This is a genomic window from Pseudomonas sp. Z1-14, assembly GCF_051132005.1.
Taxonomy (GTDB): domain Bacteria; phylum Pseudomonadota; class Gammaproteobacteria; order Pseudomonadales; family Pseudomonadaceae; genus Aquipseudomonas.
Map to the genome: position 1 here is coordinate 4724067 of NZ_CP071646.1, position 19259 is coordinate 4743325.

Consider the following 19259-nt stretch of genomic DNA (forward strand, 5'->3'; position numbering starts at 1 on the left):
GGGTTGCGGCAACGACTCGCTTCGCCCACAGAAAAACAAGAGACACGCCCATGAAACCCACACAGCAAGTTTTCCCCAGCCTCATTGCCGTCGCGCTGTCCGGCGTAGCATTGCCGGTGTTGTCAGCGGAATCGGGGTTCGTCGAGGACGCCAAGGCCACGCTGAACCTGCGTAACTTCTATTTCAACCGCAACTTCACCAATGACGCCGCCGCCCAAGGCAAGGCCGAGGAATGGACTCAAAGCTTCATCCTCGACGCCAAGTCCGGTTTCACCCAGGGCACGGTCGGTTTCGGCGTGGACGTGCTCGGCCTGTACTCGGTCAAGCTCGACGGCGGTCGCGGCACCGCCGGTACCCAGTTGCTGCCGGTGCACGACGACGGTCGTCCGGCCGATGACTTCGGCCGTTTGGGCGTGGCCCTCAAGGCCAAAGTCTCGAAGACTGAATTGAAAGTCGGCGAGTGGATGCCGGTGCTGCCGATCCTGCGTTCCGACGACGGCCGCTCCCTGCCGCAAACCTTCCAGGGCGGCCAGGTCACTTCCACCGAGATCAACGGCCTGAGCCTCTATGGCGGTCAGTTCCGTGGCAACAGCCCGCGCAACGACGCGAGCATGGAAGACATGTCGATGAACGGCCGCGGTGCCTTCACTTCCGACCGTTTCAATTTCGGCGGCGGCGAATATGCCTTCAACGAAAAACGCACCCAGGTCGGCGTCTGGTACGCGGAACTGTCCGACATCTACCAGCAGCAATATTTCAACCTGACCCACAGCCAACCCATGGGCGACTGGACCCTGGGCGCCAACCTGGGCTACTTCACCGGCAAGGAAGACGGCAGCGCCCTGGCCGGCGATCTCGACAACAAGACCGCGTTCGCCATGCTCTCCGCCAAGTACGGCGGCAACACCTTCTACGTCGGCCTGCAGAAAGTCGGCGGCGATGATGCCTGGATGCGCGTCAACGGCACCAGCGGCGGCACCCTGGCGAACGACAGCTACAACTCCAGCTATGACAATGCCAAGGAAAAATCCTGGCAACTGCGCCATGACTTCAACTTCGCCGCTGTTGGCGTGCCGGGCCTGACCCTGATGAACCGCTACATCAGCGGTGACAACGTGCACACCGCCACCGTCGATGACGGCAAGGAATGGGGCCGCGAGACTGAGCTGGCGTATACCGTGCAGAGCGGTGCGCTGAAGAGTCTGAACGTGAAGTGGCGCAACTCGACGATGCGCCGGGACTTCAATACCAATGAGTTCGATGAGAACCGGTTGATTGTCAGCTATCCGATCAGCTTGTTGTAAAAAGCCAAACATGGACGGCGGCTGTACCACCGCCATCGCGAGCAAGCTCGCTCCCACAGGGGATCAGTGCCGAGCAAAAAACTTGTGCTCACCGAAGATCCAATGTGGGAGCGAGCTTGCTCGCGAAGGCGTGGGCACATCCAACATGAGTGCTGGCTGAACCACCGCCTTCGCGAGCAAGCCCGCTCCCACAGGGATGAAGTCATCCCTCAAGTTCGTGATTCGGTGCCCAGTTCATCCCAGACGGATTCGGCCAGGTGGAAGGTGGCGTTGGCCGCCGGGATGCCGCAGTAGATGGCGCTCTGCATGATCACTTCCTTGATCTCGCTGCGGCTCACGCCGTTGTTGGCGGCGGCGCGCAGGTGCAGCTTGAGTTCTTCGTTGCGGTTCATGCCGATCAGCATGGCGATGGTTATCAGGCTGCGGGTATGGCGCGGCAGGCCCGGGCGGGTCCAGATGTCGCCCCAGGCGTGGCGGGTGATCATCTCTTGGAATTCGCTGTTGAATTCGGTCAAGGCATTGAGGCTGCGGTCGACGTGGGCATCGCCCAGCACTGCGCGGCGTACTTGCATGCCTTCGTCGTAACGTTGTTTCTCGTCCACAAAAAACTCCTCAGGCGCGGCCAGTATCAAGCAGGAAATCCAGTACCCGCGCGCTGAACGCGGCGCCGGCCTGGACGTTGGACAAGTGCGCGGCATGAAACTCGGCGTATTCGGCACCCTCGACCCGCTCGTGGATAAAACGTCCGCCCGCTGGCGGCGTCACGGCATCTTCGGTGCCAGCGATCACCAGCAGTGGCACACGGATCAGCGATAGCTGCTCACGAAAATCGGCGTCGCGTACTGCGGCGCAGTTGGCCGCATAGCCTTGGGGCGAGGTCGCCGCCAGCATGTCGGTAATTTTTTCCGCCGTCGCCGGATGGGCCTTGGCGAAATCCGGCGTGAACCAGCGGGCAATCGACGCATCACGCAACGCCACCATCGCCGCCTTGCCATCACGCAGCACGGTTTCGATGCGCGGGTTCCACATCGAAGGGTCGCCAATCTTCGCGGCGGTATTGCACACCACCAGTTTGTGCAGGCGCTCACCGGCGTTGATTCCCAGCCACTGGCCGATCAGGCCACCCATGGACAGGCCGCAGAAATGCACCTTGTCGATGTCCAGCGCATCAAGCATCGCCAGCACGTCGCGGCCCAGCTGTTCGATGCTGTAGGGGCCTTCAGTGACCAGCGACCGGCCGTGACCACGGGTGTCGAAACGCAAGACCCGAAAGTGTTCACTGAACGCCGCGACCTGCTCGTCCCACATATGCAAATCGGTACCCAAAGAGTTGGAGAGCACCAGCACCGGGGCGTCCTGCGGCCCGTCCAATCGCCGCTCATCAAAACAATAGCTCAGATCGCCCTCGGCGAGTTTGACCATTCCCACAACAATCTCCTTTCAGGCATTCAAGGCAAGGTGTTCGGCCACCGCTCGGGCAACCCAGGCCTGGGCTTGTCCGAGGTAGTGGGCCGGGTCGAGCAGATGATCAAGCTCGCTCGCGGATAACTGCGCGGTGACCTGGGGTTCGTCCCCCAGCACCTCGCGCAAATGCCGTTGTTCGGCCACCGCGCGCTTGCAGCATTGCTCCAGCAGATGATGCGCGGTGTCGCGACCAACCCGCTGGGCCAGGACGATGCTGACGGCTTCGGCCAGCACCAACCCTTGGGTCAGTTCCAGGTTACGGGCCATGCGCGCCGTATCCACTTCCAGCCCTTCGGCCAGCAGTCGCGCCTGTTGCAGCGCGCCGGACACCAGGCAGCAGATGTCCGGCAGGGTTTCCCATTCGGCGTGCCACAGGCCGAGGCTGCGCTCATGTTCCTGAGGCATGGCGCTGAACAGCGTCGACAACAAGCCGGGCACCCGCGTCGCAGCGCCGATCAACACCGCCGCGCCCACCGGGTTGCGCTTGTGAGGCATGGTCGACGAACCGCCCTTGCCCGGTGCCGAAGGTTCGAACGCCTCGCCTGCCTCGGTCTGCATCAACAGGCTGACGTCGCGCCCCAGTTTGCCCAGGCTGCCGGCGATCAAGCCCAGCACCGCGCCGAACTCCACCAAACGATCGCGCTGGGTGTGCCAAGGCTGCTCCGGCAGGTTCAGTTGCAGCTCGGCGGCCAAGGCTTCGGCCACCGGCAGCGCCTGCTCACCCAAAGCGGCGAGGGTCCCGGAGGCGCCGCCAAATTGCAGTACCAACAGGCGCGGCTTGAGTTCCCGCAAGCGCTGGCGACTGCGCGTGACGGCCCCCAGCCAGCCGGCGATTTTCATCCCCAGGGTGACCGGCGTGGCGTGTTGCAGCCAGGTGCGCCCGGCCAGCGGCGTGGCAGCGTAACGTTCGGCTTGTCGAGCCAGGGTGACAGCCAGTTGCGCCAGCTCACCTTCGATCAGTCCGAGCGCCTGGCGCAGTTGCAGCACCAGGCCACTGTCCATCACGTCCTGGCTGGTGGCGCCCAGATGCACGTAGCGTTCGGCCTCGGCGCTCTCGGCAGCGATGCGCTTGCCCAACGCCTTGACCAGCGGGATCGCAGAATTGCCGGCACTGGCAATCGCTTCGCTCAACGCCGAAAAATCGTACAGCTGGGCGCGACAGGCATTCCCGATCGGCGCCACCGCCTCCTGGGGGATCAGCCCAACCCGCGCCTCGGCCCGGGCCAGCGCCGCCTCAAAGTCGAGCATCGCCTGCACACGCCCCGCATCACAGAACACTTCGCGCATGTCGCGGGCGGTGAAGTAGGCATCGAACAGCTGATTGCCCGGTCGTTCGCTCATAAACAGTCCTTCGAAAAATGGATGCCTCTATGGCCAGATATGCCCTCGCCACAATGAATCAACCAAGCCTTAAAGATCGTGGTGCAAATACGCTGGTTGTTTGGGCAGGCGCAAGCTGAACAGGAACGCAACGACCATCATCACCGTGACATACCAATAAAAAGCGTTTTCCATGCCCTGGGCTTTCAGGCTCAAGGCAACGTACTCGGCCGAACCGCCAAAAATCGCGTTCGCCACCGCATAGGCCAACCCTACTCCCAGCGCCCGCACTTCTGGTGGAAACATTTCGGCTTTCACCAGACCGCTGATGGAGGTGTAGAAGCTGACGATCGCCAAGGCGAAAGTGATCAGGACAAACGCCAGGAACGGGTTGCTGGTGCCTTTGAGGGTCAGCAGGATCGGCACGGTGCACAACGCCCCCAGGCCGCCGAACCAGAGCATGGAGTTACGCCGGCCGATTTTGTCTGCGAGCATGCCGAACAGCGGTTGCATGCACATGTAGAGAAACAGCGCGCCGGTCATGATGTAACTGGCGGTCTTGGCATGCAGGCCGGCGGTGTTCACCAGGTACTTCTGCATGTAAGTGGTGAAGGTGTAGAAAATCAGCGAACCGCCGGCGGTGTAGCCCAGCACGGTGATGAACGCAGCCTTGTGGTCGCGAAACAACGCGGCAATGCTGCCAGCGTCTTTGTTTTCGCGCATTTCCTTGCTGGTGGTTTCCTTCAAGGACCGGCGCAGGAACAGGGAAATCAACGCCGCGGCGGCGCCCACCACGAACGGGATTCGCCAACCGTAAGCGCGCAGTTCGTCTTCGCTGAGAAACTGCTGCAGGATCACCACCAGCGACACTGCCAAAAGTTGTCCGCCAATCAGCGTCACGTACTGGAACGAAGCAAAAAAGCCGCGTTGCCCCTTGAGGGCGACTTCGCTCATGTAGGTCGCGGTCGTGCCGTACTCGCCGCCCACCGACAGGCCTTGCAGCAGGCGAGCGAACAGCAGCAGCACCGGCGCCCAGACGCCGATGTCCTTGTAGGTGGGCAGGCAGGCGATGAGCAACGAGCCGAAGCACATCATCATCACCGAGATCATCATCGAATTCTTGCGCCCGTGACGGTCCGCTACCCGGCCGAAAATCCAGCCGCCAATGGGCCGCATCAGGAACCCGGCGGCGAATACCCCCGCCGTGTTGACCAGTTGCACCGTCGGATTGTCCGATGGGAAAAACGCCGGGGCGAAATAAATCGCGCAGAACGCATAGACGTAGAAGTCGAACCATTCGACCAGGTTGCCGGATGAGGCACCGACGATGGCGAAGATGCGCTTGCTGCGTTCTTCGCCGGTGTAGTGGCTGATTGGGGTGGTCATGGGTTAATCACTCGTTGGGGACTGACGAAGTCTAGACATACTTCGTAACACTCCCGTTCCACAGTCTTGCCACCTATGGCGAGGGAGCTTGCTCCCGCTCGGCTGCGCAGCAGTCGCAAAACCAGGCCCGGCGCTGTTTTGGATGCACCGCGTCGCCTGCCATGGGCTTGCTGCGCAAGCCAGCGGGAGCAAGCTCCCTCGCCACGGGGGTTTTCACTCAGTAATCGAAGAACACTGTCTCGGCATCCGTGCCCTGGAGAATCACGTTCCACTGGTAAACACCCGATGCATCGGGCCTGGCCACGATGGTGTCGCGACGCTCCTCGGGTACGCAGGCCAGCAACGGGTCAGCTTCGTTGGCGGGTTCGTCGGCGAAATAGATGCGCGTCAACAGATGCTTGACCAACCCGCGGGCGAACACCAGTACAACGAGATGCGGCGCCTGGGTCGTACCGCCCAACCCCGGCACGGTGCCCGGCTTGATGGTGGTGAAGCGGAACCGCCCTTCGGCATCCACCGGCACCCGGCCGAAACCGTCGAAATGCGGGTCCAGCGGTTTGTCCTGATCGTCTTCCGGGTGAGCGTATTTACCGGCGGCGTTGGCCTGCCAGACTTCCAGCATGGCGTCGTTGACGAACTGGCCGTTGCCGTCGATCACTTGCCCGGTGATCGCCACGCGCTGGCCGAGCGTCTGGGCGTCGGTCAGGTCTTCACGGTTCAGCCACGTCAGGCCGATGTGGTAGTAAGGCCCGACGGTGTGGGACGTAGTGGCGTTGAGCGTCATCTTATTTCTCCATCGGCGTGGCTTCGCGGCCGCGCAAGACGATGTCCCAGCGATAACCGAGGGCGTAGTGAGGAATGGTTTTTTCCAGGTCGAAACTGGCGATCAAGCGTTCCTTGGCACGGCTGTCCGGCACGCAGTTGTAGATCGGGTCGTATTCCAGCAACGGATCACCGGGGAAATACATCTGCGTGACCAGGCGCGTCAGGATGCTCGGCCCGAACAATGAAAAATGGATATGCGCAGGACGCCAGGCGTTGTGGTGGTTGCCCCACGGATAGGCGCCGGGCTTGATGGTCTGGAACTGATACCCGCCATCGGCATCGGTCACGGTGCGACCGGTGCCGGTGAAGTTCGGGTCCAGCGGCGCATCGTGGCTGTCACGGTCGTGGTTGTAGCGGCCGGCGGCGTTGGCCTGCCAGATCTCGATCAGGATGCCCGGTACCGGCTCGCCGTGCTCATCGAGCACGCGCCCGTGAATGATGATCCGCTCACCGAGCGGCTCACCGGCATGCTGGGCGGTCAGGTCATGGTCCTTCTCCTGAAGACGATCAGCACCTACGGTCGGCCCGGTGATTTCCGACAATGAATGGGGCAGGTACACCAACGGCTTGGACGGCGAGCGCAGGTTGGTGGACTGGTACGGCGGGTGCAGATACTCCGGCTGAGTGCCCGCTTGAGGGCGACGGTAACCAGGCTTGTCAGTCATGCAGCATTCCTCGGTTTCTTATTGGTAGGACGACCCGTCAGACGCGTTCGATAGCCAGTGCCAGACCTTGGCCGACGCCGACGCACATGGTCGCCAGGCCTTTCTTGCCGCCGGTCTTTTCCAGATGATGCAGCGCTGTCATCACCAGCCGCGCCCCGCTCATGCCCAGTGGGTGGCCCAAGGCAATGGCGCCACCGTTCGGATTGACGTGCGGTGCATCGTCCGCCAGCCCAAGATCGCGCAACACCGCCAGGCCCTGGCTGGCAAAGGCTTCGTTAAGCTCGATCACGTCAAAATCGGCAACCGCCAGGCCCAGGCGCTCAGTCAGTTTGCGCACCGCCGGCACCGGGCCGATGCCCATCACCCGTGGCGCGACGCCGGCGCTGGCCATGCCCAGCACTCTGGCTCTGGGGGTCAGGCCGTGTTTCTTCACCGCTTCGGCGGACGCGAGGATCAGCGCCGCCGCCCCGTCATTCACGCCCGACGCGTTGCCGGCGGTCACGGTCTTGTCCGGGCCGTTGACCGGTTTGAGTCGGCCCAAGGTTTCCAACGTGGTGTCGGCGCGTGGATGCTCGTCCTGCTCGACCACCGTTTCGCCCTTTTTGTGGGCGATGCGAACCGGCACGATTTCTTCGGCAAAAAATCCCGCCGCCTGGGCCGCCGCCGCACGCTGCTGGCTGCGCACGGCAAAGGCGTCTTGATCTGCGCGGGACACCGCGTAGTCATCCGCCACGTTATCAGCGGTCTGCGGCATTGCATCAACGCCGTACTGGGCTTTCATCAGCGGGTTGATGAAGCGCCAGCCAATGGTCGTGTCCTCCAGCTTCATGTTGCGTGAGAACGCCGCATCGGCCTTGCCCATCACGAACGGCGCGCGGGACATCGATTCGACGCCGCCGGCGATGGCCAGCTCCATTTCGCCGCTGGCAATGGCACGAAACGCCGTGCCGATAGCGTCCATGCCCGAGGCGCAGAGGCGGTTGACCGTCACGCCCGGGATGCTCTCCGGCAGACCGGCAAGCAACAAGGCCATGCGCGCGACGTTGCGGTTGTCTTCACCGGCCTGGTTGGCGCAGCCGAGGAACACTTCGTCCACCGCGCGCCAATCCACCGATGGGTTGCGTTCCATCAGCGCCTTGATCGGCACGGCCGCCAGGTCATCGGCACGCACCGCGGACAGGCTGCCGCCGAACCGGCCGATGGGGGTTCGAATCGCATCACAGATAAAAACGTCACGCATTCAGGCTTCTCCTGGAGTCTGGCCGTGGGCCGCAGCGGTACGGGCCTCAAGGTCGCGCAATGCGCGCAACTCGACCTCGGTCGGTTCGGCGGTGGTCTGCACCTGGTCGGCGAAACGGATCGCCCAGCCGGTGGCGGCAATCACTTGCTCACGGGTCACCCCGGGGTGCAGCGAAGTGACCACGAACTCATGGCTGCCGGCTTCCGGTTCCATGATGCACAGGTCAGTGATGATCCCTACGGGGCCAGCGCCCGGCAGGCCCAGGCGCTTGCGCGAATCACCGCCTTCGCCGTGACCGACCGAGGTGATGAAGTCCAGCTTGTCGACAAACGAACGCGCCGATTGCTTGAGGATGATCAACACACTTTTCGCCGAGCCGGCGATTTCCGGCGCGCCACCGGCCCCCGGCAAACGGACTTTCGGCTGATGATAATCGCCGACCACGGTGGTGTTGATGTTGCCGAACCGGTCCACCTGGGCCGCGCCGAGGAAGCCGACGTCGATGCGCCCGCCCTGCAGCCAGTAGCGAAAAATCTCACCGGTGGGTACGACGGTGTCCGCGGTTTCCGCCAGTTCACCGTCGCCGATGGACAGCGGCAATACGCTGGGCTTGGCGCCGATCGGACCGGACTCGTAGATCAGGACTACATCAGGCGACGAAGTCAGCCGCGCCAGGTTGGCCGCTTTCGACGGCAGGCCGATGCCAACGAAACACACGGCGTTGTTCTTTAGCCGACGGGCCGCGGCGACGGTCATCATCTCATTGGTGGAATAGGTCATGGTTTCACCTGCGAAGCGGCCGCCAGCCGGGCCTGGAATTCACTGAAATCCCTGGTGCCATGGATGTACTCGTCAATCCATGCGGTAAATGTCTCACGGTCCCGGGCGATAGGATCCCACGCCTGGTAGAAACGATTGTCACGCTCGGTGTAGCCGTGAGCGTAGGACGGATGCGCGCCACCCGGTACATGACATACCGCGCTCAAGGCCCAGGTTGGCAGCACGCAGGCATTCATCGGCGCGTTCAGGTCGTAGACGATTTCCTCCACGGTGACAATGCAACGCTTGGCCGCCAGGGCCGCTTCTTTCTGCACACCGAGGATGCCCCACAGCAACACGTTGCCCTTGCGGTCGGCCTTCTGTGCGTGGATCACGGTAATGTCCGGTCGCACCGACGGCACGGCGGCAAGCACTTCCCCGGTGAAGGGACAGGTGACGCTCTTGATCAGCGGATTGACCTTCGGCAGGTCGGAGCCGGCGTAGGCCCGAAGCACCGCGAACGGCAGGCCGGAGGCGCCGGCAACGTAGGCATTGGCCAGGTCGGCGTGGCTGTGCTCCTCGATTTCCAGCGGATGCGGCCATTGCTTTTCGACCGCATCGCGCAGCCGGTGCAAGGAACCCACGCCAGGATTGCCGCCCCAGGAAAAAATCAGCTTGCGAGCACAACCGGCGCCGATCAACTGGTCGTAGATCAGGTCAGGCGTCATGCGCACCAGGGTCAGGTCCTTCTTGCCCTGACGAATGATTTCATGACCCGCCGCCGTCGGGATCAGGTGCGTGAAGCCTTCGAGCGCGACGGTATCGCCGTCGTTGACGAACTGCTTCACCGCGTCGTGCAGCGAAAGGATTTCAGCCATGGGGCAGGCTCCCGTTATCCAGTAGACCGACATGAAAAAGAGGCGCGAGGTTCAGCGCCTGGGTGACTGAAGATTAAGCCGGGGAAAAACGCCAAACAATCCGATAATCGACAGAGTGTTCGTTTATCGAACAGATTGTTGCGTAGCTATCGATTTACTCTGTCCTGCAACAACGCAGGGCCTGTGGCGAGGGAGCTTGCTCCCGCTGGGCTGCAAAGCAGCCCCCAAAAAACAGGGCCGCTTCGCGCCCCGGCGGGAGCAAGCTCCCTCGCCACAGGTGCAGATTCAGCTTCAGAGAAAAAGTCAGGTCGCATCCGCATGGCTGACCATGCCTTTGATAACGACCGCCGCGGTCGCCAATGCCGCTGGAATCACCAGCGCGGTCAGGACCTGTTCGAAGTTCCAGCCCAACCCCAACAACGTCGCGCCCATCCACGCGCCGAGAATTGCGCCGAACCGGCCGATGCCCAGCATCCACGACACCCCGGTGGCCCGGCCCTGGGTTGGGTAGAACCGCGCCGCCAGGGACGGCATCGCCGATTGCGCGCCGTTGACGCACATGCCGGCCACCAGTACCAGGGTGGCGAGCAAGGTAATGTTGCCCAGGCTCTGCCCCACTGCGTAGGCAAACACCCCGGCCATCAGGTAAAAAATGCCGATGACCTTGTGCGGATTGAAGCGGTCCATCGCCCAACCCACCCCGACTGCGCTCAACACGCCGCCGAACTGAAACAGCGCGCCGATGAACGCCGCCTGCTCCATGCTCGCGCCGCTGTCGCGCATCAGCGTCGGCAGCCAACTGGTCAGCAGATAGACGATCACCAGCCCCATGAAATACGTCAACCACAACAACAGGGTGCCGGCGCTGTAGGTACCGGAAAAGATCACCGCCAGCACGTTGCGCGCTTTTACGGTCTTCTGTTCGGGCACGCTGAAGCTGGCCGCCTGGGCGATGGTCGGCGGGTCGATCGGCGCCAGGGTCTTGCGCACCTTGTCGGTGCCACGGTTACGCACCACCAGGTAACGCGCCGACTCCGGCAGCCAGAACACCAGCACCACCGCCAGGATCAACGGCAGCACGCCGCCGATCAGCAGCAAGCTGTGCCAGCCGAACGCCGGTATCAGCTTGGCGGAGATGAAACCGCCGCCGGCCATACCCAGGTTGAAGCCGCAGAACATGCTGGTGACCAGCAGGGACTTCTTGCGTTCCGGGGTGTATTCCGAGAGCAAGGTCGTGGCATTCGGCATCCCGGCCCCCAATCCCAGGCCGGTCAGGAAACGCAGCACCAGCAGTTGGTCGACGTTGGTACAGAAGGCCGAGGCCAGGCTGAAAGCGCCGAACAACACGACCGCCCCCACCAATACGATTTTTCGTCCGAAACGGTCAGCCAATGGGCCGGAACCCAGTGCGCCGAATACCATGCCGATCAGCGCTGCGCTCATCACCGGGCCAAGGCTGGCCCGGTTGATGCCCCAATCCTGGGAAAGCGCCGGGGCGATGAATCCCATGGCCGCGGTGTCGAGGCCGTCGAGGAAAACGATCAGGAAACAGAGAATGACCACTCGCCATTGGTAACGAGAAATGGGCTGGGCATTGATGAAGGACTGCACATCGAGGCAGGTGCCTACGGAGGTCTGGGGCTGGTTCATTTTATTTTTATTCCACGCAAGAAACGCCAGATGACGCTGCGCGACATTAATGAGCCCGGGCAAATACCGTCAATTCACCGAAGCGGAGTGTGTGCGTTTATCGAACAGCTTAAGTGAACAGTTGCGCGCTCAGGTCCCGGCTGGCCCCGAGCAGGCCAGGCAAAAAGCGCTGCTCCAGCTCGTTGCGGCTGACCCGTCCGGCATGGGTGCTGACGTTCAGGGCCGCCACCACCTGGCCCGAAGCATCGTATACCGGCACGGCAATCGAGCGCAGGCCCTGTTCCAGTTCCTGATCGACAATGCACCAACCCTGCTGCCGGACCTGTTGCAGGCATTCGAGCAACGCCTCGGGCGTGTGCAGGGTGCGGCTGGTCTTGGCCTGCAGGTCGGCATGCTCGAGATAATCACGCAGCGACGCGTCATCCAGTGCCGCCAGCAAAATCCGGCCCATTGACGTGCAATAAGCTGGCAGGCGGCCACCGACGGACAGATCGACCGAAATCAGCCGTTGGGTCGTGGCCGACCGGGCGATGTAAAGGATGTCATCGCCTTCCAGCGTCGCCATGTTGCAGGCCTCGTGCAGCTGTTCGCTCATGCGGTCCAGGTAGGGTTGGGCAGAAACCGCCAGCGGTGTCGATGACAGATAGGCATGGCCCAGGGTCAGCACTTTGGGCAACAGCGAATAGGTCCGTCCGTCGGTGGTGGCGTAGCCGAGCTTGATCAACGTGTGCAGGCAGCGCCTCACCGCCGCGCGGGGAATTTCGGTGCGGTGGCTGATCTGGGCGATGGTCAGGTGACGCTTGCGCTCCTGGAATGCCTGGACCACGGCCAGTCCACGGGCCAGCGAGGTCATGAAGTCCGGGTCACCGGTCAGGGCCTGGATCCGCTTGGCCGGCGAAGCGACGATCGGCGGCGCTACTGAAGTGAAGGCGTTGCGCAATTGGTCGTTCATCTCTGGTTCTCCCGGAATGACGGCTATTACAAGCGGCTGCCCGTCGGACAGACAAGTGTCGACCCATCAACACCGTGCGATTATCGAACCGGCGGTCGATAATCGCAATCAGCAGGCGCCTGCCAGTCTTGCCGTTTTTTGCGTTTTTCCAGCAAGCACCTTGGACGACGAACTTGAACAGCGACAAAGAATAATGAACTTGTCATATGAAGATGACGTCAGGATATCGACACTTGTGATACGTGCCGCACAACTAGCAACACTTATGCAATATTGATTCACACCGGTAACCCGGTACTTTAACTTTGCTAGTGTTATTGCGGCGGACCGCTATAATGCGCGTCAGTGGCGGATCGGCCAATGGATCGACTCCTTCCGCGGGCACAATGGTTTTGTTGTGTCAGCAGCCTGGCCGCGTCTCCCGTATCGGCAATATGCGAAACCCTGATGCTACGTCAGCTATCAGCTCTGGTGCCGTGGCCGTCTGCATCGCGTACATGCAGTGCGTATCACCAGATCAATTTCAATTCATTAGGTAATCATGTGACGAAAGACGAACTGCGCGCGGAACTTGAGCGCCAGGAACAACGTTACAAGGAAGTTTACGGCGGAGAAATCACCACCTACGCCGCGCAACCTGAACCGGAACGCAAACCCTGGCGCAAACGCGCCACTGTTCAGGACCAGGCGTTCAGCCAGGAACTGCAAAAGATGGAAAAAGAACTCAAGGCCGAGGAAGAATGATTCTCCGGGCTTGAGTTCCGTAGCGTGTCCGGCCACACCCTGGTCGGACGCCGAAAGCGAGGGCCCGCCAAAAGCGGGCCGTCATTCTCTGCACCATCGGTCGGCGGACATTCACCGCTGATTTTCTTTTTTCAGATTTTCAGGCGCCCGCCCCGGCCCCCTCGCGCCTTGCGCAGAACCTTGCCAGCCGGCATTTCATCCCGAAATCAAAGGGTTGCGCAGCCCATTCAAAACCCCGGCCTGCACGGCTTCCTGCCGGTTATTTCGTTGAAGAATGTTACCGATGAGCAGGCGATGCATCGATTAGCGAGGTTTTCTGGCATAATCGCGCCCCCTTATGACCGGGTCAGAAAACCTTCATGATCGATTTATTCAGCGGACTGGATGCTTGGGTGCTCGTGAGCCTCTTGCTCGCCCTGGCTTTTGTCCTCGCCTTCGAGTTCATCAACGGCTTTCATGACACCGCTAACGCGGTTGCCACTGTTATCTACACCAAAGCCATGCCGCCTCACCTGGCGGTGTTCTTTTCCGGTGTGTTCAATTTCCTCGGCGTACTGCTGGGTGGCGTGGGGGTGGCGTACGCCATCGTTCACCTGTTGCCCGTGGAGCTGCTGATCAATGTGAACACCGGACACGGCTTGGCCATGGTGTTCTCGCTGCTCGCGGCGGCCATCACCTGGAACCTCGGCACGTGGTACTTCGGTATCCCGGCGTCCAGCTCCCATACGCTGATCGGCTCGATCCTCGGCGTGGGCCTGGCCAATGCGCTGATCAACGATATCCCGTTGGCCGACGGGGTGAACTGGCAGAAAGCGATCGATATCGGCGCCTCCCTGGTGTTCTCGCCGATGGCCGGCTTCCTGATCGCGGCCCTGGTGTTGCTCAGCCTGAAATGGTGGCGCCCGCTGTCGAAGATGCACAAGACGCCGGAACAGCGCCGCAAGATCGACGACAAGAAACATCCGCCGTTCTGGAATCGCCTGGTACTGGTGATTTCCGCCATGGCCGTCAGCTTCGTCCACGGTTCCAACGATGGCCAGAAAGGCATCGGCCTGATCATGCTGGTGCTGATCGGTATCGTGCCCGCACAGTTCGTACTCGACCTGAACAGCACTACCTACCAGATCGAGCGCACCCGCGACGCGACGCTGCACCTGAGCCAGTTCTACAAGCGCAACAACGAGTCGCTGGGTGAATTCCTGGCCTTGGGCAAGAGCGTCGAAGGCGACCTGCCGGAGAAGTTCCGCTGCAACCCGCAGCAGACCGAACCGACCATCAATGCGCTGCTCGACACCCTCAAAGGCGTGGCGGATTACCACTCGCTGCCGTCGGAAAGCCGCATCGAAGTACGCCGCTACCTGCTTTGCCTGGACGACACGGCGAAAAAGGTCGGCAAGTTGCCTGGCCTGGCAGCCCGTGAAAAAGACGACCTGAACAAGCTGCGCAAGGACCTGACCGCGACCACCGAATACGCCCCGTTCTGGGTAATCCTGGCGGTTGCCCTGGCACTCGGCCTGGGCACCATGGTCGGCTGGAAGCGCGTGGTACTGACCATCGGCGAGAAGATCGGCAAGCAAGGCATGACCTACGCTCAAGGCATGTCGGCGCAGATCACCACGGCCTGCATGATCGGCGCAGCGAATATCTTCAGCCTGCCGGTTTCCACCACCCATGTGCTGTCTTCCGGCGTGGCGGGCACGATGGTGGCCAACAAGAGCGGCCTGCAGGGCGGCACGGTCCAGACCATCCTGCTGGCCTGGGTGCTGACCCTGCCAGCGACGGTGGGCCTGTCGGCGGCACTGTTCTGGCTGGCGTCGAAGGCCATCGGCAGCTGAGTTTCAGCGGCTCGTGAAAAAGGTGCGTTCCTTGCGGTTCGCACCTTTTTTTATGCCCTGACATTGAACAACTTGTGGGAGCGAGCCTGCTCGCGAAGAGCCATCACCTCCGACATCTTCATCAACTGACACACCGCCTTCGCGAGCAGGCTCGCTCCCACAGGGGCGGCGTTTGGTGTGGACTTGAAAACTGGCGCAAAAAAAGGGCGACCGAAGTCGCCCAAATGCCTTGCGTGCTCGTTGTCGCCGGAAAAAACCTACGGCTTTTTGCGCTTGTGTGCGTCTTTCCAGATGAATAATCCAAACCCTGCCAAAAACACGAACATGAGGCCGACCGTCAACACACCGGCAAACACCACATTATCGATAAACATGACTGGCCTCCTGGTCTTGCCCCTGTTGCGATGGGATCAAGTTAACCAATCAGGCCTGGAGGAAAATTGACCGGGGTCAATAACGCTCGCGACGGAGCGCAAAGGAAGGGTGATAACTGATCCATATCAATGGATCGAGGGGGTTCAGCGCTTTTTCGGTTTGTTTTTCGATTTTTTCTTCGGCTTGCCCAAGGGCATGGCCTGCTCGAAGGCCTGGCGGACTTCATTGAGACGTTTTTCGTTGAGGTCGTGAACGCGCTTTGCGCGCTCTGCACCGAGATCAATCAGTTTGTCTTCTTGGCTCATGCTGTGTCGACATCGTACGGTGAGTGGCAGATGCGCCCATGATGCGGGTTACCGGTTGCGTTGACCAGCCAGCGACGTCGACGAGACCTCAGATCTGGATATCCACCCATAGGCCCTGGCGCTCTTCGCCCTCGACGAGCGGAACGACCGGCACGGTGTTGTCGGCGTTCAGTTCCGTGCCCGGAACGGCCAGATGCTCCTCGGGATCCTCGTCAGCTTCGCGGCGGCGCCGGTTGCGCTCCTGCTGGCGACGCTGCTCTTCGCGCAGCAACAGAGCGGCCTCCTCCGGGTCACCCTTTTGCAGGTCGATGGTGCTTTCGTTGGAGCTTTGTTGTACCGGGACCACGGGAGGAATATCCGGTCGCGGGCGGATCGGATCCTGCTGAGCGGTGATGGGTACGGCGCTCAAGGGGAGCATGGGTGGCAACATAAAGGTCTCCTGTCTTCAGGTTGTCGGCGGCGGCGAGGACAGCTTGAACCGCTGGTCTGAAACTTGTGAGCTGGTTGGCATTACGCGGGGCGAGGACACAAGCTTGTTTGATCGCAGAACACGCTTAAGTTCCGTTGGGCCGGTTGATGGGCAAGCCGTCACGAGCGCTGGTTACGTGCGTAAATCCTTTGGTCTGACGCGTCATTCCGTTAAGATAGCCGGCTTTTTCACGGCGGGAGTCAGGCAGCATGGCGCAGCAGTATCAACCGGGGCAACGCTGGATCAGTGACAGCGAAGCCGAGCTGGGTTTGGGCACCGTTCTGGCACAGGACGGCCGCTTGTTGACCGTGCTCTACCCGGCCACTGGCGACACTCGCCAGTACGCGCTACGGAATGCGCCCCTCACCCGCGTGCGGTTTTCGCCGGGCGACGTGATCACTCACTTCGAAGGCTGGAAAATGACCGTGCGCGAAGTCGATGACGTCGACGGGCTGCTGGTCTACCACGGCCTCAACGGGCAGAACGAAGTCGTCACGCTGCCGGAAACCCAACTGTCGAACTTCATCCAGTTCCGCCTGGCCAGCGATCGCCTGTTCGCCGGGCAGATCGATCCGCTGGCCTGGTTCTCCCTGCGCTACCACACGCTAGAACACACCAGCCGCCAATTGCAGTCGCCGCTCTGGGGCCTGGGTGGCGTGCGTGCCCAACCGATCGCTCACCAGTTGCATATTGCCCGTGAAGTCGCCGACCGCATTGCGCCACGGGTATTGCTGGCGGACGAAGTGGGCCTGGGCAAGACCATCGAAGCCGGCTTGATCATCCATCGGCAACTGCTTTCCGGCCGCGCCAGTCGCATCCTGATCCTGGTCCCGGAAAACTTGCAGCACCAGTGGCTGGTGGAGATGCGCCGGCGCTTCAACCTGCAGGTCGCGCTGTTCGACGAAGAACGCTTTATCGAAAGTGATGCCAGCAACCCGTTCGAAGACACCCAACTGGCGCTGGTCGCGCTGGAATGGCTGGTAGAGGACGAAAAGGCCCAGGACGCGCTGTTCGCCGCCGGCTGGGACCTGATGGTAGTCGACGAAGCGCACCACCTGGTGTGGCACGAAGACCAGGTCAGCCCGCAATACGCGCTGATCGAACAGTTGGCCGAGACCATCCCTGGCGTGCTGCTGCTGACCGCCACCCCGGAACAACTGGGCCAGGACAGCCACTTCGCTCGCCTGCGCCTGCTGGACCCGAACCGCTTCCACGATCTGCAGGCCTTCCGTGCCGAAAGCGAGAACTATCGCCCGGTGGCCGAAGCCGTCCAGGAGCTGCTGGACAAGGGACGCTTGTCGCCCGAGGCCCACCAGACCATCCATGGTTTCCTGGGCAACGAAGGCGAAGCGCTGCTGACCGCCGTCAACGATGGCGATATCGAAGCCAGCGCCCGCCTGGTTCGCGAACTGCTGGACCGCCACGGCACCGGCCGCGTGCTGTTCCGTAACACCCGCGCTGCCGTCCAGGGTTTCCCCGAGCGCAAGCTGCACGCCTATCCTCTGCCGTGCCCTGACGAATACCTGGAACTGCCGCTGGGCGAACACGCCGAGCTGTATCCGGAAGTCAGCTTCCAGGCTCAGCCTGAAGCCGGCGAAGAAGAACGCTGGTGGAAATTCGACCCGCGCGTCGAATGGCTGATCGATCAGTTGAAGATGCTCAAGCGCACCAAGGTCCTGGTGATCTGCGCCCACGCCGAAACCGCGATGGACCTGGAAGACGCCCTGCGCGTGCGTTCCGGCATTCCGGCCACGGTGTTCCATGAAGGCATGAACATCCTTGAGCGCGACCGCGCGGCGGCCTACTTTGCCGACGAAGAGTTCGGTGCCCAGGTGCTGATCTGCTCGGAAATCGGCAGTGAGGGTCGTAACTTCCAATTCGCCCATCACCTGGTGCTGTTCGACCTGCCGGCGCACCCGGACCTGCTGGAACAGCGGATCGGCCGTCTGGACCGGATCGGCCAGAAACACACTATCGAGCTGCATGTGCCGTACCTGGAAACCAGCCCGCAGGCGCGGCTGTTCCAGTGGTATCACGAGGCGCTGAATGCTTTCCTCAACACCTGCCCGACCGGCAACGCCTTGCAACATCAGTTCGGCCCGCGCCTGCTGCCGTTGCTGGAAGAAGCCGACGACGGCGAGTGGCAGGCATTGATCGACGAGGCGCGCGCCGAACGCGAACGCCTGGAGGCCGAGCTGCACACCGGTCGCGACCGTCTGCTGGAGCTCAATTCCGGCGGCGCGGGCGAAGGCGACGCTTTGGTGGAGGCCATCCTTGAACAGGATGACCAGTTCGCCCTGCCGATCTATATGGAAACCCTGTTCGACGCCTTCGGTATCGACAGCGAGGACCATTCCGATAACGCACTGATCCTCAAGCCGAGCGAAAAAATGCTCGACGCCAGTTTCCCCCTCGGCGACGACGAAGGCGTGACCATCACCTATGACCGCAACCAGGCGCTGTCTCGTGAAGACATGCAATTCATCACCTGGGAGCATCCGATGGTGCAAGGCGGCATGGACCTGGTGCTGTCCGGCTCCATGGGCAACACCGCCGTGGCGCTGATCAAGAACAAGGCGCTCAAGCCTGGCACCGTGTTGCTGGAACTGCTCTATGTCAGCGAAGTGGTCGCCCCGCGCTCGCTGCAATTGGGCCGCTACCTGCCACCGGCCGCCCTGCGCTGCCTGCTGGATGCCAACGGCAACGACCTGGCGGGCCGGGTGTCGTTCGAAACCCTTAACGACCAGCTCGAAAGCGTGCCCCGCGCCAGCGCCAACAAGTTCATCCAGGCCCAGCGCGACCAGCTCTCGCCACGGATCAACGCCGGCGAAGAGAAGATCGCCCCGCGTCACGCCGAACGCGTGGCCGAGGCGCAACGCCGTCTGGCGGCCGACACCGAAGAGGAACTGGCCCGTTTGACCGCTTTGCAAGCGGTGAACCCTACCGTACGCGACAGCGAACTGGAGGCTCTGCGCCAGCAGCGTGAGCAAGGGTTGGCGATGCTGGAGAAGGCTGCGTTGCGGCTGGAGGCGATTCGGGTGTTGGTGGCGGGGTGATTCCTACCGCTTTGATCGTGTGTATATCCGTT

General features: G+C 61.8%; 18 protein-coding genes. 4 read left to right on the forward strand and 14 right to left on the reverse strand.

Translation table 11 applies throughout. The features are described from left to right. Window positions 1-50 precede the first annotated feature (50 nt). Complete coding sequence (locus tag J3P89_RS21820) at window positions 51-1304, forward strand: OprD family porin (protein ID WP_434673685.1); 1254 nt, start codon at window positions 51-53, stop codon at window positions 1302-1304. Window positions 1305-1513: 209 nt separating this feature from the next. Here J3P89_RS21820 and pcaC read toward each other — a convergent pair whose 3' ends face one another. From pcaC to pcaR, 11 genes are all read right to left on the reverse strand, one after another. Then, window positions 1514-1906: a 4-carboxymuconolactone decarboxylase gene (gene pcaC, locus J3P89_RS21825; RefSeq protein ID WP_305496270.1), complete on the reverse strand. Its 393-nt coding sequence runs from the start codon at window positions 1904-1906 to the stop codon at window positions 1514-1516. A 10-nt stretch (window positions 1907-1916) separates the two neighbouring features. Next, window positions 1917-2732 carry a 3-oxoadipate enol-lactonase gene (gene pcaD, locus J3P89_RS21830; RefSeq protein WP_434695622.1) on the reverse strand — a complete coding sequence of 272 codons (816 nt, stop codon included), beginning with the start codon at window positions 2730-2732 and terminating at the stop codon, window positions 1917-1919. A gap of 12 nt (window positions 2733-2744) precedes the next feature. Further along, the gene (locus J3P89_RS21835; protein ID WP_434695623.1) at window positions 2745-4109 is read right to left on the reverse strand and encodes a 3-carboxy-cis,cis-muconate cycloisomerase; all 1365 of its coding nucleotides are present in this window, start codon (window positions 4107-4109) and stop codon (window positions 2745-2747) included. A 69-nt stretch (window positions 4110-4178) separates the two neighbouring features. After that, window positions 4179-5474: an MFS family transporter gene (locus J3P89_RS21840; protein WP_434625601.1), complete on the reverse strand. Its 1296-nt coding sequence runs from the start codon at window positions 5472-5474 to the stop codon at window positions 4179-4181. A gap of 217 nt (window positions 5475-5691) precedes the next feature. Beyond that, window positions 5692-6258 (reverse strand): protocatechuate 3,4-dioxygenase subunit alpha, encoded by a 567-nt coding sequence (gene pcaG, locus J3P89_RS21845; protein WP_305496274.1) that lies wholly within the window; start codon window positions 6256-6258, stop codon window positions 5692-5694. A 1-nt stretch (window position 6259) separates the two neighbouring features. After that, window positions 6260-6964: a protocatechuate 3,4-dioxygenase subunit beta gene (gene pcaH / locus J3P89_RS21850; protein WP_434695624.1), complete on the reverse strand. Its 705-nt coding sequence runs from the start codon at window positions 6962-6964 to the stop codon at window positions 6260-6262. 37 nt (window positions 6965-7001) lie between these two features. Further along, a complete protein-coding gene (pcaF, locus tag J3P89_RS21855) occupies window positions 7002-8204 on the reverse strand; it encodes a 3-oxoadipyl-CoA thiolase (RefSeq protein WP_434569544.1) in 1203 nt (400 codons plus the stop codon). Then, window positions 8205-8984: a CoA-transferase subunit beta gene (locus tag J3P89_RS21860; RefSeq protein WP_420764441.1), complete on the reverse strand. Its 780-nt coding sequence runs from the start codon at window positions 8982-8984 to the stop codon at window positions 8205-8207. Next, entirely contained in the window at window positions 8981-9841 is an 861-nt protein-coding gene (locus tag J3P89_RS21865; RefSeq protein ID WP_434695625.1) for a CoA transferase subunit A, read from the reverse strand. Before J3P89_RS21865 ends, J3P89_RS21860 begins: the two co-directional genes overlap by 4 nt. A gap of 303 nt (window positions 9842-10144) precedes the next feature. Then, entirely contained in the window at window positions 10145-11491 is a 1347-nt protein-coding gene (locus J3P89_RS21870; RefSeq protein WP_305496279.1) for an MFS transporter, read from the reverse strand. A gap of 109 nt (window positions 11492-11600) precedes the next feature. Continuing rightward, on the reverse strand, window positions 11601-12443 hold the full coding sequence (pcaR, locus tag J3P89_RS21875) for a pca regulon transcriptional regulator PcaR (RefSeq protein WP_305496280.1): 843 nt from the start codon (window positions 12441-12443) through the stop codon (window positions 11601-11603). Window positions 12444-12986: 543 nt separating this feature from the next. Between pcaR and J3P89_RS21880 the strand changes: the two genes are divergently transcribed. Further along, window positions 12987-13187, forward strand: coding sequence for a hypothetical protein (locus tag J3P89_RS21880; RefSeq protein ID WP_305496281.1), 201 nt, complete (start codon window positions 12987-12989; stop codon window positions 13185-13187). Between the two features lie 359 nt (window positions 13188-13546). Beyond that, window positions 13547-15022 (forward strand): inorganic phosphate transporter, encoded by a 1476-nt coding sequence (locus J3P89_RS21885; protein WP_305496282.1) that lies wholly within the window; start codon window positions 13547-13549, stop codon window positions 15020-15022. Window positions 15023-15279: 257 nt separating this feature from the next. Here the strand turns inward: J3P89_RS21885 and ccoM are convergent, their stop codons facing one another. The 3 genes from ccoM to J3P89_RS21900 all read right to left on the reverse strand — a co-directional run bounded on the left by ccoM (window position 15280) and on the right by J3P89_RS21900 (window position 16132). Further along, window positions 15280-15396 (reverse strand): cytochrome c oxidase subunit CcoM, encoded by a 117-nt coding sequence (gene ccoM, locus J3P89_RS21890; RefSeq protein ID WP_434695626.1) that lies wholly within the window; start codon window positions 15394-15396, stop codon window positions 15280-15282. A gap of 144 nt (window positions 15397-15540) precedes the next feature. After that, window positions 15541-15702, reverse strand: coding sequence for a hypothetical protein (locus tag J3P89_RS21895; RefSeq protein ID WP_434569548.1), 162 nt, complete (start codon window positions 15700-15702; stop codon window positions 15541-15543). An 88-nt stretch (window positions 15703-15790) separates the two neighbouring features. Beyond that, the gene (locus tag J3P89_RS21900; protein ID WP_434569549.1) at window positions 15791-16132 is read right to left on the reverse strand and encodes an aspartate-semialdehyde dehydrogenase; all 342 of its coding nucleotides are present in this window, start codon (window positions 16130-16132) and stop codon (window positions 15791-15793) included. Between the two features lie 248 nt (window positions 16133-16380). On the opposite strand from J3P89_RS21900, the gene rapA reads away from it, so the two are divergent. Continuing rightward, entirely contained in the window at window positions 16381-19227 is a 2847-nt protein-coding gene (gene rapA / locus J3P89_RS21905; RefSeq protein ID WP_434695627.1) for an RNA polymerase-associated protein RapA, read from the forward strand. Window positions 19228-19259: the final 32 nt, after the last annotated feature.

What these genes read in the sequence shown, in the direction of transcription:
- pcaG (WP_305496274.1), bottom strand. Translation starts at nt 6,258, where the DNA reads ATGACGCTCAACGCCACTACGTCCCACACCGTCGGGCCTTACTACCAC.
- J3P89_RS21820 (WP_434673685.1), top strand. Translation starts at nt 51, where the DNA reads ATGAAACCCACACAGCAAGTTTTCCCCAGCCTCATTGCCGTCGCGCTG.
- pcaF (WP_434569544.1), bottom strand. Translation starts at nt 8,204, where the DNA reads ATGCGTGACGTTTTTATCTGTGATGCGATTCGAACCCCCATCGGCCGG.
- J3P89_RS21865 (WP_434695625.1), bottom strand. Translation starts at nt 9,841, where the DNA reads ATGGCTGAAATCCTTTCGCTGCACGACGCGGTGAAGCAGTTCGTCAAC.
- J3P89_RS21870 (WP_305496279.1), bottom strand. Translation starts at nt 11,491, where the DNA reads ATGAACCAGCCCCAGACCTCCGTAGGCACCTGCCTCGATGTGCAGTCC.
- J3P89_RS21900 (WP_434569549.1), bottom strand. Translation starts at nt 16,132, where the DNA reads ATGTTGCCACCCATGCTCCCCTTGAGCGCCGTACCCATCACCGCTCAG.
- J3P89_RS21860 (WP_420764441.1), bottom strand. Translation starts at nt 8,984, where the DNA reads ATGACCTATTCCACCAATGAGATGATGACCGTCGCCGCGGCCCGTCGG.
- rapA (WP_434695627.1), top strand. Translation starts at nt 16,381, where the DNA reads ATGGCGCAGCAGTATCAACCGGGGCAACGCTGGATCAGTGACAGCGAA.
- pcaR (WP_305496280.1), bottom strand. Translation starts at nt 12,443, where the DNA reads ATGAACGACCAATTGCGCAACGCCTTCACTTCAGTAGCGCCGCCGATC.
- J3P89_RS21895 (WP_434569548.1), bottom strand. Translation starts at nt 15,702, where the DNA reads ATGAGCCAAGAAGACAAACTGATTGATCTCGGTGCAGAGCGCGCAAAG.
- pcaH (WP_434695624.1), bottom strand. Translation starts at nt 6,964, where the DNA reads ATGACTGACAAGCCTGGTTACCGTCGCCCTCAAGCGGGCACTCAGCCG.
- ccoM (WP_434695626.1), bottom strand. Translation starts at nt 15,396, where the DNA reads ATGTTTATCGATAATGTGGTGTTTGCCGGTGTGTTGACGGTCGGCCTC.
- J3P89_RS21840 (WP_434625601.1), bottom strand. Translation starts at nt 5,474, where the DNA reads ATGACCACCCCAATCAGCCACTACACCGGCGAAGAACGCAGCAAGCGC.
- J3P89_RS21835 (WP_434695623.1), bottom strand. Translation starts at nt 4,109, where the DNA reads ATGAGCGAACGACCGGGCAATCAGCTGTTCGATGCCTACTTCACCGCC.
- J3P89_RS21885 (WP_305496282.1), top strand. Translation starts at nt 13,547, where the DNA reads ATGATCGATTTATTCAGCGGACTGGATGCTTGGGTGCTCGTGAGCCTC.